15 protein-coding genes are annotated in these 14827 nt (G+C 41.6%); 2 read left to right on the top strand and 13 right to left on the bottom strand.

Translation table 11 applies throughout. The features are described from left to right. Nucleotide 1 precedes the first annotated feature (1 nt). The 9 genes from malS to MHB38_RS17595 all read right to left on the bottom strand — a co-directional run bounded on the left by malS (nt 2) and on the right by MHB38_RS17595 (nt 9346). Complete coding sequence (gene malS, locus MHB38_RS17555) at nt 2-1702, bottom strand: oxaloacetate-decarboxylating malate dehydrogenase (RefSeq protein ID WP_017368215.1); 1701 nt, start codon at nt 1700-1702, stop codon at nt 2-4. Between the two features lie 279 nt (nt 1703-1981). Beyond that, the gene (locus MHB38_RS17560) at nt 1982-2584 is read right to left on the bottom strand and encodes a thymidine kinase (RefSeq protein WP_007497666.1); all 603 of its coding nucleotides are present in this window, start codon (nt 2582-2584) and stop codon (nt 1982-1984) included. Between the two features lie 87 nt (nt 2585-2671). Next, entirely contained in the window at nt 2672-2872 is a 201-nt protein-coding gene (gene rpmE, locus MHB38_RS17565) for a 50S ribosomal protein L31 (RefSeq protein WP_003215407.1), read from the bottom strand. Between the two features lie 130 nt (nt 2873-3002). Beyond that, nucleotides 3003-4286: a transcription termination factor Rho gene (gene rho / locus MHB38_RS17570; RefSeq protein ID WP_007497667.1), complete on the bottom strand. Its 1284-nt coding sequence runs from the start codon at nt 4284-4286 to the stop codon at nt 3003-3005. Between the two features lie 365 nt (nt 4287-4651). Beyond that, the gene (gene glpX / locus MHB38_RS17575; protein WP_007497670.1) at nt 4652-5617 is read right to left on the bottom strand and encodes a class II fructose-bisphosphatase; all 966 of its coding nucleotides are present in this window, start codon (nt 5615-5617) and stop codon (nt 4652-4654) included. 32 nt (nt 5618-5649) lie between these two features. Then, nucleotides 5650-6939: a UDP-N-acetylglucosamine 1-carboxyvinyltransferase gene (locus MHB38_RS17580; protein WP_048001110.1), complete on the bottom strand. Its 1290-nt coding sequence runs from the start codon at nt 6937-6939 to the stop codon at nt 5650-5652. Nucleotides 6940-7185: 246 nt separating this feature from the next. Then, nucleotides 7186-7824, bottom strand: a complete 639-nt coding sequence (fsa, locus tag MHB38_RS17585; RefSeq protein ID WP_003215343.1) for a fructose-6-phosphate aldolase — start codon at nt 7822-7824, stop codon at nt 7186-7188. Between the two features lie 111 nt (nt 7825-7935). Then, nucleotides 7936-8793, bottom strand: a complete 858-nt coding sequence (locus MHB38_RS17590; protein ID WP_007497678.1) for a class II fructose-bisphosphate aldolase — start codon at nt 8791-8793, stop codon at nt 7936-7938. A gap of 178 nt (nt 8794-8971) precedes the next feature. Next, a complete protein-coding gene (locus MHB38_RS17595; protein ID WP_003214681.1) occupies nt 8972-9346 on the bottom strand; it encodes a response regulator in 375 nt (124 codons plus the stop codon). A gap of 180 nt (nt 9347-9526) precedes the next feature. On the opposite strand from MHB38_RS17595, the gene MHB38_RS17600 reads away from it, so the two are divergent. Next, nucleotides 9527-10057 (top strand): DUF2529 domain-containing protein, encoded by a 531-nt coding sequence (locus MHB38_RS17600; RefSeq protein ID WP_202734168.1) that lies wholly within the window; start codon nt 9527-9529, stop codon nt 10055-10057. A 41-nt stretch (nt 10058-10098) separates the two neighbouring features. Here MHB38_RS17600 and pyrG read toward each other — a convergent pair whose 3' ends face one another. Together pyrG and rpoE are read right to left on the bottom strand one after the other, a co-directional pair. Then, complete coding sequence (gene pyrG / locus MHB38_RS17605; RefSeq protein ID WP_017360053.1) at nt 10099-11706, bottom strand: glutamine hydrolyzing CTP synthase; 1608 nt, start codon at nt 11704-11706, stop codon at nt 10099-10101. 238 nt (nt 11707-11944) lie between these two features. Continuing rightward, nucleotides 11945-12481: a DNA-directed RNA polymerase subunit delta gene (gene rpoE, locus MHB38_RS17610; protein ID WP_035389808.1), complete on the bottom strand. Its 537-nt coding sequence runs from the start codon at nt 12479-12481 to the stop codon at nt 11945-11947. 377 nt (nt 12482-12858) lie between these two features. Here rpoE and MHB38_RS17615 point away from each other — a divergent pair, with 377 nt between their 5' ends. After that, nucleotides 12859-13332 carry a DUF2798 domain-containing protein gene (locus MHB38_RS17615; protein ID WP_341004324.1) on the top strand — a complete coding sequence of 158 codons (474 nt, stop codon included), beginning with the start codon at nt 12859-12861 and terminating at the stop codon, nt 13330-13332. 13 nt (nt 13333-13345) lie between these two features. Here the strand turns inward: MHB38_RS17615 and MHB38_RS17620 are convergent, their stop codons facing one another. Beyond that, the gene (locus MHB38_RS17620) at nt 13346-13543 is read right to left on the bottom strand and encodes a hypothetical protein (protein WP_041091402.1); all 198 of its coding nucleotides are present in this window, start codon (nt 13541-13543) and stop codon (nt 13346-13348) included. A gap of 132 nt (nt 13544-13675) precedes the next feature. After that, nucleotides 13676-14818, bottom strand: a complete 1143-nt coding sequence (locus MHB38_RS17625) for an acyl-CoA dehydrogenase (protein WP_341004082.1) — start codon at nt 14816-14818, stop codon at nt 13676-13678. Nucleotides 14819-14827: the final 9 nt, after the last annotated feature.

A 14827-nucleotide genomic window follows, 5' to 3' on the forward strand; every position in this document is an offset into this window, starting at 1 on the left:
ATTATGCTCTTACAATTTTTTTATATTCAGGAATCCACATAGCATCTTTCACAGCTTGTTCAATGTTTTCAGGTGTTTTTCTTGCGACACCATCTTTAATTGCTGCTTTTGCCACTTCAATAGCTACTTTGATAGAAACTTCTTGTAACTTATCAATGCTTGGAAGTAGACCAGCACCTGGTTTATCATGATCAACCATTTCAGCAATCGCATCCGCTGAAGCAACGAACATGCCTTTTGTGATGATTTTTGATTCCGTTACGATTGAACCAAGACCAAGTCCAGGGAAAACGAACGCATTGTTTGATTGTCCGATTTCATGTTCAATTCCGTTATACTCGACATTTTCGAATGGGCTTCCAGTTGCAACAAGCGCACGACCGTCTGTCCATTTGAATAGATCTTCCGGTACTGCTTCAGCAAGTGGTGTTGGGTTAGACATCGGCATGATCACTGGACGCTCTGTATGAGCTGCGATTTCTTTAATAATTTCTTCAGTGAATGCGCCGCCTTGACCTGATGTACCAATAAGAATAGTTGGCTTCACCTTGCGAACAGCTTCAGCAAATGAGATTTGTCCTTTTTCATCACGAGCCCAGCCTTCTACTTCATCAGAAGAACGAAGGTATGGTTTTTGGAAATCAAGCACTTCATCTTCAAACTGATCTGTTAGCAATCCTCTGTAGTCTAACGTCCAGAATGCATTGTTTGCTTCTTCTTCACTTAGACCTTCAAGAACCATTGTGTCACGCATTTGATCGGCGATTCCGATTCCAGCTGATCCAGCTCCGAAAATCATCACACGGTGATCTTTCAATTGAGTACCAGTTTTCTTGACAGCTGCAAGAACACCCGCTAAAGTAATGGCACCAGTACCTTGGATATCATCATTAAATGTTAAGATGTTGTCGTTGTATTTTTTCATGATGTTACGCGCATTTTTGTTTCCAAGGTCTTCCCAGTGAAGCAATGCTTTCGGGAAGAATTTAAGTGCTGCTTTTACATACGCATCAATGAACTCTTCGTATTTTTCACCTTGTACACGTTTGTGGTGGTTCCCGATGTACAATGGATCATTTAATAATTTCTCATTGTTAGTTCCAACATCTAATACAACTGGAATCACGCGGCTTGGATCAATCCCTGCTGCAGCCGTGTAAACAGCTAATTTACCAATTGCGATGTTGATACCACCAACACCCCAGTCACCAATTCCAAGAATACTCTCAGAGTCAGTTGCTACGATGAGGTCGATGTCGCCTGCTGTTGCATGTAAGTTTTCAAATGCTTTCTCAATACCGTCAATGTTGTCGATTGAAAGGTAGACACCATGAGGTCTTCTGTATTCATGGCTGTATTCTTGAATCGCTTCACCAACAGTTGGTGTGTAAACAACAGGAAGCATTTCACGAAGCTTGTCCGTTAGAAGCTTATAGAATAATACTTCGTTACGGTTTTGCAAATCACTTAAGTATACGTTTTGACGAAGACGATCTGGCTGAGCTAGAAATTGTTTGTATGCTCTCTCTGCTTGCTGTTCTAAAGTCAGAACAGTTGGAGGAAGTAATCCTTCTAGTCCAAGCTCTTGTCTTTCTTCTTCAGAGAAAGCAACGCCTTTGTTCAACGTTGGAATCGATAATACATCTTTACCTGTCAAAGTGGTTTCGAGGTACCCTTCTTTTGTTTTCTTCACGTTGTTCATCAAAAACTACCCTCTTTCTAAAATATAAATAAAGTGAACTATTAATACAAAGAACGATCAAGGAGAAAAATCCTTAATCAAAAAAATTATGACAAGAAATCGAACTTTTCGTTTAAATGCTTTACACTACAGTTAGTCATTTTATGCCTGCTTATACCAAAACGCAAGCGTTGAAAATTAGATAATTTTTTCGTAGCGTTATTTAATTTATTTAAGTACAAATGATGGGTGTTCAGCCAAAAACTCGAAAAACGAAACACAGCGGCATTTGCTATTTTTTTAATTGTCAAGTGTTGTACCAACATCTAGTTTTGGTACTTCATGGTGATGTCTGCATCGTGCTTCGTATGATTCCTGCGCACCTACTAAAATAATGGGATCATCATAGGATGCGGGTTTACCGTCGATCAAGCGTTGTGTTCTACTCGCTGGGGAGCCGCATACCGAACAAACTGCTTGAAGTTTTGTTACAAGCTCTGCACATGCCATTAAATGTGGAACAACACCAAATGGCTCTCCTCTGAAGTCTTGATCAAGGCCTGCAACAATGACTCGGTAGCCTTTATCAGCCAACTGAGTGACAATATCAATGATTGTCTCATCAAAAAATTGCACCTCATCAATGCCAATGACATCGGTTCGTTCTGATATGTGCGTTATTATGTCTTTTGGTGAGGTTACTGCAATCCCATCGACGGATGAACCGTTATGTGACACAACTGAGCTTGTGCTATACCGGTTATCAATCGCTGGTTTGAATATTTTTACTTCTTGTTTGGCAAAGGTGGCTCTTTTGGCTCTCCGAATCAATTCTTCCGACTTTCCAGAAAACATACTTCCGCAGATGACTTCAAGCCAACCGCTTTGTTTCATCACATACATAAGGTCTTCTCCCCCGTTTTAAAGTTCCATCAATCCACGTAAAAAAACAGGCAAGAACGGATTCCTGCCTGTTTATTGTATCTATTATTACTTAAGACCGTATTTTTTGTTAAAGCGGTCAACACGTCCATCAGCAGAAGCGAATTTTTGACGGCCTGTATAGAAAGGATGGCACTCAGAGCAAATCTCGATGCGTACCTCTTCTTTTACTGATCCAGTTTCAAACTCATTTCCACAAGCGCATTTGACTGTAGCTTTTTTGTAGTTAGGATGAATTCCTGTTTTCATCTACTGTCATCTCCTTCCGCCCTGAATCCAATTCGGAAACAGAGTTAATATCTCAGAATAAATTCTGAAACGCACATGATAAAATTATAACAGTGTGAGTCTATGATTGCAAATGTATTTTTTCAGGAAGCTATCTTCTTGATGCAGACATATTTGCTTGTTTCCACTCTTGCGTTAAAATATCGAAAAATTCTTGGTTTGTCTTTGTTTTTCTCATTTTGCGCATGAATTTCTCAGCGAAATCAGGTGTATCTGACATTGATTTTCTCATCGCCCATAGACGATCAAGATGTTCTTTAGGCACAAGCAGTTCTTCTTTTCTTGTACCGGAACGACGAATGTCGATGGCTGGGAAAATTCTTCTTTCTGCAAGAGAACGATCTAAATGGAGCTCCATGTTTCCTGTTCCTTTAAACTCTTCATAAATCACATCATCCATACGTGATCCCGTATCAACAAGTGCAGTAGCTAAAATGGTCAAGCTTCCACCTTCTTCGATGTTACGCGCAGCACCAAAGAAACGTTTTGGGCGATGGAAAGCAGCTGGATCAATACCGCCAGAAAGCGTTCGGCCGCTTGGTGGAATGACCAGGTTGTATGCACGGGCAAGTCTTGTGATGCTGTCCATTAAGATGATGACATCTTTTTTATGTTCAACTAGACGCATCGCACGCTCTAATACAAGCTCTGCTACTTTAATGTGGTTTTCCGGTACTTCGTCAAAGGTTGAGCTAACGACATCACCTGCAACAGATCGTTCGATATCTGTTACTTCCTCTGGACGTTCGTCAATAAGAAGAACAATCAGTTCCGCCTCTGGATGATTTTCAGAAATGCTGTTGGCAATTTCTTTGAGTAAAATGGTCTTCCCTGCCTTAGGCGGCGCAACAATTAATCCACGCTGTCCAAAACCAACTGGTGCCATCATATCCATAATTCTAGTAGACAGATGATTAGGCTGTGTTTCAAGAATCATTTGACGATCAGGGAATAGCGGTGTGAGAGCAGGAAAGTGAACACGTTCCTTTGCTGATTCTGGGTCGTCCCCATTTACCGCTTCTACATGAAGGAGGCCATAGTAGCGTTCATTCTCTTTTGGAGGTCGTACCTTTCCAGACACCTTATCACCATTTCTTAAATCAAAGCGTCTGATTTGTGAAGCAGAAATATAAATGTCTTCAGAGCTTGGGGAATAGTTAATTGGTCTTAAGAAACCAAATCCCTCTGACTGAATAATTTCTAGAACCCCTTCCATAAATAAGAGATCCTCTTGCTCAGCGTTTGCCTTTAAGATGGCAAAAATTAATTCTTTTTTTGTTAGTTTGCTGTAATAAGAGATTTTGTACTTTTTTGCTAACTCATACAGCTCTTTTAATTTCATATTTTCCAAAGATGAAATCGAAACATCTTTCAATATGGACACCACACTTTTCTAGTCAATGTATTTCATTACAAATGCATGACCATTGTATTTGATTAGCTTTTAATTCCGTTTTTTGTTGGAATGACCTTGCTCTCATGGTAACGCTCCCACTCGTTTTATCGTAAAGATAGGAACAATGTGAAATAGAGCTTTGTCAACATAGAGAAGGATAATGAGTATATCGTCATGATGCGGCAGTATTTAAACTTGTTGAAGCTTAAAAGAAGTAAATTCGCAGAAAATTTCGCAGCACTCTTTAGTTTTACCTCATTTGCAGGGAATATTCAACTTTAAAAAGAAAATGATATATATTTGACACCTATATGAAAAGCGGGTAAAGAATACCCGCTTTCAGATTACGGACGAATGACAAGATTCGGTTTTTTCTTTAAACTGTGTCTGCCATCGACGAATCGAACAGTACCTGATTTCGCACGCATGACAACACTATGTGTTGTTCCAACAGAGCCTTTAAATTGAACACCTTTTAATAACTCGCCATCTGTTACACCTGTCGCTGCAAAAATGGCGTCATCGCCTTTCACGAGGTCTTCCATTCTGAGGACTTTTCCAACATCCAGTCCCATTTTCTCACAGCGTCTCAGCTCTTCTTCACTTTGTGGAAGAAGCTTACCGTGGATTTCTCCACCAAGTGCTTTAAGCGCAACAGCAGAAAGGACACCTTCAGGCGCTCCACCTGAACCAAATAGAATATCAACACCTGTGTGATCAAATGCTGTATTAATGGCTCCTGCAACGTCACCATCATCGATCAGCTTGATTCTTGCTCCAGCTTCTCTCAGCTCAGCAATGATCTTTTCATGTCGCTCTCTGTTTAAAATTGTCGCAACAACATCTTCAATATCTTTGTTTTTCGCTTTTGCAACAGCACGAAGATTGTCAATGACAGGCGCTTCAATGTCGATGCAGCCTACCGCTTCTGGACCTACTGCGATCTTATCCATGTACATATCAGGTGCATTCAGCAAGTTGCCATGATCTGCAACAGCAATAACAGCTAAAGCATTCCAGCCGCCGCTTGCCACAATATTTGTTCCTTCCAATGGATCAACAGCGACATCCACACGAGGTCCATATCCGTTTCCAAGCTTTTCCCCAATATAAAGCATTGGTGCTTCGTCCATTTCTCCCTCGCCGATGACCACAGTTCCCTTCATCGGAATCGTATCAAATACATCACGCATGGCACTTGTTGCAGCATCATCCGCTTCGTCTTTTAAACCTCTACCCATCCAACGAGCAGATTTTAATGCAGCTGCTTCTGTCACCCGTACTAGTTCCATCGATAAACTTCTTTCCATTTTTGTCCAAATCTCCTCTCACAGTCAAAGCCTTATGAATTTTGAAGTTCTTCTATTTCTTGGTCATTCAGCTTTTCACGCCAGATGGTTGCACCCAAGCCTTCAAGCTTCTCCTCAAGCATACTATATCCTCTGTCTATATGTTCAAGCCCTGTGATTTCGGTCACACCGTCTGCCATTAACCCTGCAACAACGAGACAAGCACCTGCTCGCAGATCACTTGCTTTGACCTTTGCACCTTGAAGCTGCGTTTGACCTGTAATAATGGCAGATCTTCCTTCCACCTTCATGTTAGCACCCATTCGACGCAATTCGTCAATGTGTTTAAAGCGGGCAGAGTAAATGGTATCTGTCACGACACTCGTGCCTTTCGCTTTTGTTAACAAAGCCGTCATCGGCTGTTGAAGATCGGTCGGAAAGCCCGGATACACAAGGGTTTTGATATCGACAGGCTTGAGTCCTTCATTTCTGCCAACGATCAGCATTTGATCGTTGCTTGTTTCAATTGTAAATCCCATCTCTCTAAGTTTCGCCGTAATTGATTCTAAATGAGTTGGGATCACATTATCAAGCACAACTTCATTCCCCATCGCTGCACCTGCAATTAAAAATGTACCTGCTTCTATGCGGTCAGGGATGATGGAATGCCTGCAGCCATGAAGAGATTCCACACCTTCGATCCGAATCACATCCGTCCCCGCACCTTTGATTTTAGCTCCCATGCTTGCAAGCAGTGTTGCTACATCAATAATTTCGGGTTCTTTTGCGGCATTTTCAATCACTGTTTTCCCTTCAGCTAGCACGGCTGCCAGCATGATATTGATGGTCGCACCTACACTGACAACATCAAGATAAATACGGGCTCCGACTAATTTTTCAGCGCGCAAATAAATCGCACCCTGTTCGTTTGTCACCTCGGCTCCAAGTGCTTCAAAGCCTTTGATATGCTGATCGATCGGTCTAGGTCCTAAGTGACAGCCCCCTGGTAATCCAATGACAGCCTGCTTGAATCTACCGAGCATGGCGCCCATTAAATAATAGGATGCTCGTAGTTTCTTCACTTTCCCATTAGGAAGCGGCATGCTGATCATGGAGGCAGGATTGACAACCATCTCACCTTTTTCAAACGTGACCTTTCCGCCAATCTCTTCTAACAGATCTCGTAATGTGTCAATATCTGAAATATGCGGAAGGCCTTCAATGGTTACTGGAGAATCAGCGAGAATCGTGGCAGGAATCAGTGCCACAGCACTATTTTTCGCACCACTAATATGTACGGTCCCGCGCAAGGGGTCACCGCCGGCAATGTTTAACTTTTCCATATTTGTCTCCCTTCTTAAAGAAGATCACTGTTGGAGTTATACTGTTTGTGGATGTCGCGCTTTAAAAGGTCTTGTCCAAAATTTAGCCAATATCAAGAGAAAGAATACAGGTTAAACGAAATTTGTCGGAAGAAAAATAATCGAAGCTTTGCGAGGCTGTGATGTTCTCTTCTTTGCACAAAACATTTCTTAGCGTATTTAAGGAAAACTGCGGCAAACGGATGCGTATCCGTCTGCCACAATCACTTATTTATTCCAGTCTGCTAAAAATTGCTCAATGCCTGCATCCGTTAATGGGTGTTTTGTCAGCTGCTTGATGACTTTCAGCGGCATTGTGCCGATATGAGCACCTCTAAGCGCAGCTTCTGTCACATGTTGCGGGTGACGAATGGATGCAGCAATGATTTGTGTATCTAATCCATGAACATCAAAAATGGTTTTCACTTCACTAATGAGATCAAGACCATTTTGGCCAATGTCATCTAAGCGGCCGAGGAATGGAGAGACATACGTCGCACCAGCTCTAGCTGCAAGAAGTGCCTGGTTTGCACTAAAAATCAACGTGACGTTTGTTTTAATCCCAAGGTCTGTTAACGCTTTGACCGCTTTAAGACCGTCTGTTGTCATTGGGATTTTAACTGTAATATTTGGTGCAATAGCAGCAAGCTCTTTTCCTTCTTCGATCATTTCTTCTGCTTTGAGGGAAATGACTTCCGCACTAACTGAACCTGATACCACGTCAGTGATTTCACGAAGGCGGTCGTGGAACGATACGTCCTTTTCTTTCGCTACTAAACTAGGGTTTGTTGTCACGCCTGCTAAAATGCCAAGCTCGTGTGCCTCTTTGATGTCTGCGATATTCGCTGTGTCTACGAAAAATAACATAACTGTGCCACTCTCCTATCAATAAATTGTCTGAAATGTAAATTTGATTGCGCTTTCTCAAGATATGGAGAAAACCGCCTGTGACTCAGGCGGCTTTCGGTTCTCATCAAATTATGCTTGGTTAGAAGAACCAAATTCACGCATTTTGCCGATAACAGTCGCTTTAATTGCGTCACGAGCTGGTCCAAGATATTTACGTGGATCATACTCTTCTGTTTTTGCAGCAAGTGTTTCGCGAACTGCTTTCGCAGAAGCAATTTGGTTTTCAGTGTTTACATTGATTTTTGCTGTACCAAGTGAAATCGCACGCTTGATGTCAGCAGTCGGGATACCTGTTCCGCCGTGAAGAACAAGTGGAAGTCCAGTTGTTTTACCAATCTCTTCCATTTCAGCGAAACCAAGGTTTGGTTCACCTTTGTATGGACCATGAACTGAACCTAGTGCAGGCGCAAGGCAGTCAATACCAGTACGTTCTACAAGCTCTTGGCACTCTTTTGGATCAGCATAAATAACGCCCTCAGCGATGACGTCGTCTTCTTGCCCACCAACAGTTCCAAGCTCAGCTTCTACAGATACACCGTGGAAATGTGCAAGCTCAACTACTTTTGCAGTTGTCGCTACGTTCTCATCAAATGGATGGTGAGAAGCATCAATCATCACAGAAGTAAATCCTGCATGAATAGCTTTTGCACAAGATTCAAAGCTTGAACCGTGATCTAAATGAATCGCAACAGGAACTGTTACATTATATTCTTCGATTAACGCTTTTACCATTGCGACAACTGTTTTGAAGCCGCCCATGTAGCGTCCTGCTCCTTCAGATACTCCTAAAATCACTGGAGATTTCTCTTCTTCAGCAGCTTGTAAAATCGCTTGCGTGAATTCTAAGTTATTTAAGTTAAACTGTCCAACAGCGTAACCTTTTTCCTTTGCGTCTTTCAACATTTCTGTCATTGAAACTAAAGGCATGATGAAAAATCCTCCCTATGTAGCTAATTTGCTTACTAAAAAAAGCTCTCCACCCTAGCATGACCAGAATTTCTCGCCATATGTAAACTTTCAAAGTCAGATCGCTTTCTTCTTCTTATCTAGAATACCAATTATTCGACAAATCGGCAACAGAATGACTTGATTCAATCATTTCCATCTAGCCATTTGTTTCGAGTGGCAAGTATTCTTTGACTGCATCACGGATTTCATCAATATCAAATGGTTTAGCAAAATGCGTTAATGCACCGAGCTCTTTAGACTCTTGAATCATATCTAGTTCGCCATAAGCTGTCATAATGATCACGCGGATGTCTTCATCAATTAATTTCATGCGTTTTAAAATCTCAATGCCATCCATTCCGGGAATCTTCATATCAAGCAGGACGAGGTTTGGTCTATGGTTTTTCACAATATCTAATGCCTGTAGTCCATTAGCGGCTTGAAAGGTTTGATAGCCTTCTTTATGAAACACTTCATTCAGCAATATTCTAATACCGTACTGATCATCGACAATTAAAATTTTCTCATTCATCTGTTACACCCCATTGCTTTCATTTTTCGCCATAAAAAGAGCTGTTGTTAAATAATTCTGTTTGATTTTCACATTTCCTTTAATTATAATAGTTTACTTTACGACATTTTCTGAGCATTTTTCCTAATATTCTCTTTATATTCTATTATAAAATGATCTGACAGAAGGAGGAAATGAGTCTTGTTAAAAATTTTCACTACCCAATTATCAGGTATTTTTTCACGTATTGGAGATAAGCAGGCCGAAGCGATCGAAGACGGTGCACGCCTTCTTGCTCAGGCCGTTGTCAGTGGACATGCCGTGTATTTTCATGGCAAGAATGAACTGGCGGCTGTAGCCTTAGAGGCATCCGAGAGCAAGGAGACGTTTCCGGGTGCGAAGGTTCTGCCGCTGGATCAAAAGGAGCGCAGCTTACTTCATCCAAGTGACAGGGTGCTTTTATTTTATTCAGATCCAGAAGATCAAGAGATTCAATCCCTTGTCAAAGAGCTGCACGAACAAGGCACACCTATTGTCGGTGTCGGTCCTGCACAAAAGGAGACATCATTTATTGAAGAGCATTGTGATGTCCACATTGATTTTCAGCTCAAAAAACCACTTGTGCCTGCTGAAGATGGAACAAGGTTCGGCTATCCTGCACTGATGACCTGCTTATATGTCTACCATGCTCTATCGTTTACTGTGAAAGAAATCGTTGAGGAATATGAATAAAAAAACTGCCGAGAAGATGATATTCTCGGCAGTTTTTTGTTTTATTTTGATTCAGATGCCTGTAGTGAAGCACCAACGAAATCTCTAAATAACGGCTGTGGTCTTGTTGGTCTTGAAATGAATTCTGGGTGGAACTGAGAAGCAAGGAACCATGGGTGATCCTTCAGTTCAATGATTTCAACAAGGCGTCCGTCTGGGCTTGTACCAGAGAAGACAAAACCTGCTGCTTCCATTTGCTGTCTGAATTCGTTATTAAACTCATAGCGATGACGGTGGCGTTCGTACACGACTTCGTCATTGTATGCAGCAAATGCTTTTGAGTCTTCGTTTAATTTACAAGGATATAGGCCGAGGCGAAGTGTTCCACCTAAGTCATCAACATCCTTCTGTTCTGGAAGAAGGTCGATGATTGGGAATGCTGTTTCTGGATCAATTTCAGCGGAATGTGCTCCCTCTAAACCTAGTACGTTTCTCGCATATTCGATAGATGCGACTTGCATACCTAAGCAGATTCCGAAGAATGGCACTTTGTTTTCGCGCGCATATTGTGTTGCAATGATTTTTCCTTCTACTCCGCGGTCTCCGAAGCCTCCAGGAACAATAATGCCGTCTACATCTTGAGCGAAATCAGCCATATTTTCTGCTGTGACTTCTTCTGCGTTGATCCATTTGATTTGAACATCCGCATCAAATGCATAGCCCGCATGACGAAGGGATTCAACGACAGAAATGTATGCATCTTGCAGCTCAACATATTTCCCTACTAGACCAATCGTAACTTGTTTTGAAAGGTTTTGTACTTTATCAACAAGCGCCGTCCACTCCGTCATGTCCGCATCTTGACAGTCAAGCTTCATGTGCTCACATACAAGCTTGTCTAATCCTTGTTTTTGTAAATCAAGCGGAATCGAATAAAGGGTATCTGCATCCTGACATTCGATGACTGCTTTCGTATCAATATCACAGAATAGCGCAATTTTGTCCTTCATGTCTTGTGCCAATGGCATTTCAGTTCTGACCACAATGACGTTTGGCTGAATACCAAGACTACGAAGTTCTTTTACACTATGCTGTGTTGGTTTTGTTTTCAGTTCGCCTGCTGCACGGATGTAAGGAACAAGGGTACAATGAATGTACATCACGTTTTCACGGCCGATGTCACTCTTCATTTGACGAATCGCTTCAAGGAATGGAAGGGATTCGATGTCTCCTACTGTTCCACCGATTTCTGTAATGACCACATCTGCACCCGTTTCTTTTCCGGCACGGTACACACGGTCTTTGATTTCATTTGTAATGTGGGGAATAACCTGTACTGTTCCACCTAAGTAGTCGCCGCGGCGCTCTTTCTTCAAAACAGTAGAGTAGATTTTACCTGTTGTAACGTTGCTGTACTTATTTAAGTTAATGTCAATGAAACGCTCGTAGTGACCTAAGTCAAGGTCTGTTTCAGCACCGTCGTCTGTAACAAATACCTCACCGTGCTGGTATGGACTCATTGTCCCTGGGTCTACGTTGATATATGGATCAAATTTTTGAATGGTGACATCCATCCCTCTATTTTTCAGAAGGCGGCCTAACGATGCAGCCGTGATCCCTTTTCCAAGTGAGGAAACAACTCCTCCTGTTACAAAAATATACTTTGTCATTTCGTATGCTCCTCTCTTTTTTACCCTTGCATGACTAGACATGCACAGCTTCATCCTTTTAGAGTGTATCCCTAAATCTCTTGAAAAATAAGAAAGCTCCCTTTCAAATAAATGAAAGGGAGCGTAAATGAACGTATCTTTACGTACTCTTTTTTAGAGAGCCCAAAATACATACTACATAGTTCGCTCTGGAAAGTCAAGACGGTTTTGTCCTGTTTTCAGGACCGGTTTGTGAGGGTTATTTGTCTTCCTCATCATCGTCTAAATCGTCTTCATCAATTTCCGTTAAGCCGTCATCATCTTCATCATCATCTTCGTCGAAGTCTTCTATCTCTTCATCGATTTCTTCATCATCTAGGTCAAGGTCCTCGTCGTCTTCAACAAGATCAAGATCTTCTTCAAGCTCGTCGATTTCTTCTTCCTCTTCAATATCATCGAAGTCTTCTTCAACGACAGCAGCTTTTGTTTTTTTCTTTTTCGCTTTTGTTTTCACAGCTGGCTGAACTTCTTCTTCGATTTGATCAACTGGATACCAGCTGCGAAGTCCCCATCTCTGATCACCTAACGAAATAAAGCGGCCATCTATATTTAAGTCTGTATAAAATTGAGCAAGTCGATCATCAAGATCAGATTTTTGTATCCCTTGCAAACGGACCATTTCATCTATTAACTCGGAAAACGTAATCGGCGTTTTGCTGTCTCTGAAAATTTCATAAGCAAGTTCAACTAAAGACATTTGTTTGAGCTGTTCCTGTGAGTATTCTTTCAAACTCAAGGTCAGACACTCCCTTTCTATTACATGTATGTATCCATTTATCAGTGAAATAATAAGTATTTATACCTTATTCTTACGACAAACCATACCTCTCATTATAAACAAATTAGGGGAGTTTATGCCACCTTTATTGATGTTAATTTTTGATTTTTTCACAAGAGGAGCCTCTAGCGGTCAATCATTTGTGCCGAATTGGCACAATTCATGTGTGAAGCACACGTTTTGCATGCTTTTTTGTCTTCTCTTTTGATGAAGACAAAGCCATTTACTCTTCTTAAAAAAGGGGATTTATTCCTTCACAAAATGTTCACTTACGACGAATTGATACAGAAATCTATAATAAATAGACTAATTTTGAGAGGTTGATCGAATTGCCAATGACAAAAAAAGAAGATATACAATTTGGTGTCTTGATGTGTTTTTGTATGTTTTCAGTGATGTTCTTTTATAACCTATTTCTAAATGGACGGCTTGGACATATGACATGGTTAGAAGGTGTACTCACCTATGTGATCGGTTTTGCCATCACGTTGTTGATTGAGATGTTTATTGTTGGGCCTTCAGCAAAAAAAGCAGCCAACCGTTTTGCCCCAAAAGGCAAGAAAATCTATTTTATTCTCACTCTTTCTATCTTTATCGTGTTTGGGATGGTGTGTCTCATGTCTTTATGCGGATATGTCGTTCAAAGCATCAGCACAGGATTTCAAACACAATCGATTCTATCTGATTACTTAACGATTTTCGGTCATAATGTCATGTTGGCGTTCCCTTTGCAGATGTTGATTATGGGACCACTTGTCTGTTTTGTTTTTTTCAAATGGGTGAAATTAAAACAGACAGCAGCGGTTTAGTCGAATGGATAGGTTACAGCTGAATATTCTGAATGAGTGAAAAAACCAAAGGTACGGTGAATAAAGTGCCCGCAGACACGAGTACAATGAGTTTTCTGCGGCTGTTTTCTTTTTCTTCCTTCTTTTTTGGAGACTTTGAAAGCTCTGTGGAGACCATAATCCATATGATCATCGTGACGATTCCTAAAATGCCAATCAATGTTGTGTTCATCATGATAACCTCCATTTTGATTCTTTTTCCAATTTTACCATAACGATCAGGTGATATGAGATCACATTGGAGAGGATTTCACATTTGAGACAAAAACAGACCACCTCACATCAGGTGGTCTTTACTTGGTTTCTACATATCTAGCAGTTTCCGTGAGATGACCAGCCGCTGGATTTCTTGTGTACCTTCATAGATTTGAGTGATTTTCGCATCACGCATGTAGCGTTCGACTGGGTAATCCTTTGTATAGCCGTATCCGCCGAAGATTTGTACAGCTTCTGTCGTCACCTTCATGGCTGTATCACCGGCAAAGAGCTTGGACATAGCTGATTCTTTTCCATACGGAAGCCCTTTCGTTTCAAGCCATGCTGCCTGATAGGTGAGCAGTCTTGAGGCCTCAATTGCCGTTGCCATATCCGCTAACTTAAAAGCAATGCCTTGCTGCTGAATGATTGGTTTACCGAATTGTTTGCGCTCCTTTGCATAATTGACTGCTGCATCCAGAGCACCTTGAGCAATACCAACAGCTTGTGCGGCAATACCGTTTCTGCCGCCGTCAAGTGTCATCATCGCTATTTTAAATCCCTCTCCTTCTTGACCAAGCCGGTTCCTTTCGGGTATACGACAGTCTTCAAAGATGATTTCTGTCGTTGGCGATGAGCGTATGCCCAGTTTGCTTTCTTTTTTGCCTATTGAAAAGCCTTGCGTCTCTTTTTCTACAATAAAAGCGGTTGTATTGCGCGATGAAGCATCCTGGTCAGTAACAGCAAACACAATATAATAATCCGCAATGCCTCCATTGGTAATAAAAATCTTTGCCCCGTTCAAGACGTATTCATTCCCTGCTTTTACTGCTGTTGTTTTCATTCCGCCGGCATCTGAGCCCGAGCCGCTCTCGGTCAGTGCGTATGCGCCGATCTTCTGTCCCTCTGCAAGCGGCTTTAAATACGTCTCCTTTTGCTCATCTGTTCCGAATGTATAGATCGGCCATGAGGCGAGTGATGTGTGAGCAGATAGGGTGACGCCTGTTGAGGCGCACACTCGTGAGAGCTCTTCAACCGCTATGACATAGGCCAAATAATCACTACCAATCCCCCCATTTTCTTCTGGCCAAGGGATTCCCGTTAAACCAAGCTCTGCCATTTGACGAAAAATAGCGGGATCATACGATTCTGTTTCATCTCGCTCTGCTGCTGTTGGCTCCACTTCATTTTTCACAAAATCTCTCACCATTTTTTGTATCATTTCGTGTTCGTCACTTAATTGGAACTGCATCATGAGCCA

It is taken from the genome of Bacillus sp. FSL K6-3176 (genome assembly GCF_038003325.1).
Classification (GTDB): Bacteria; Bacillota; Bacilli; order Bacillales; family Bacillaceae; genus Bacillus; species Bacillus altitudinis.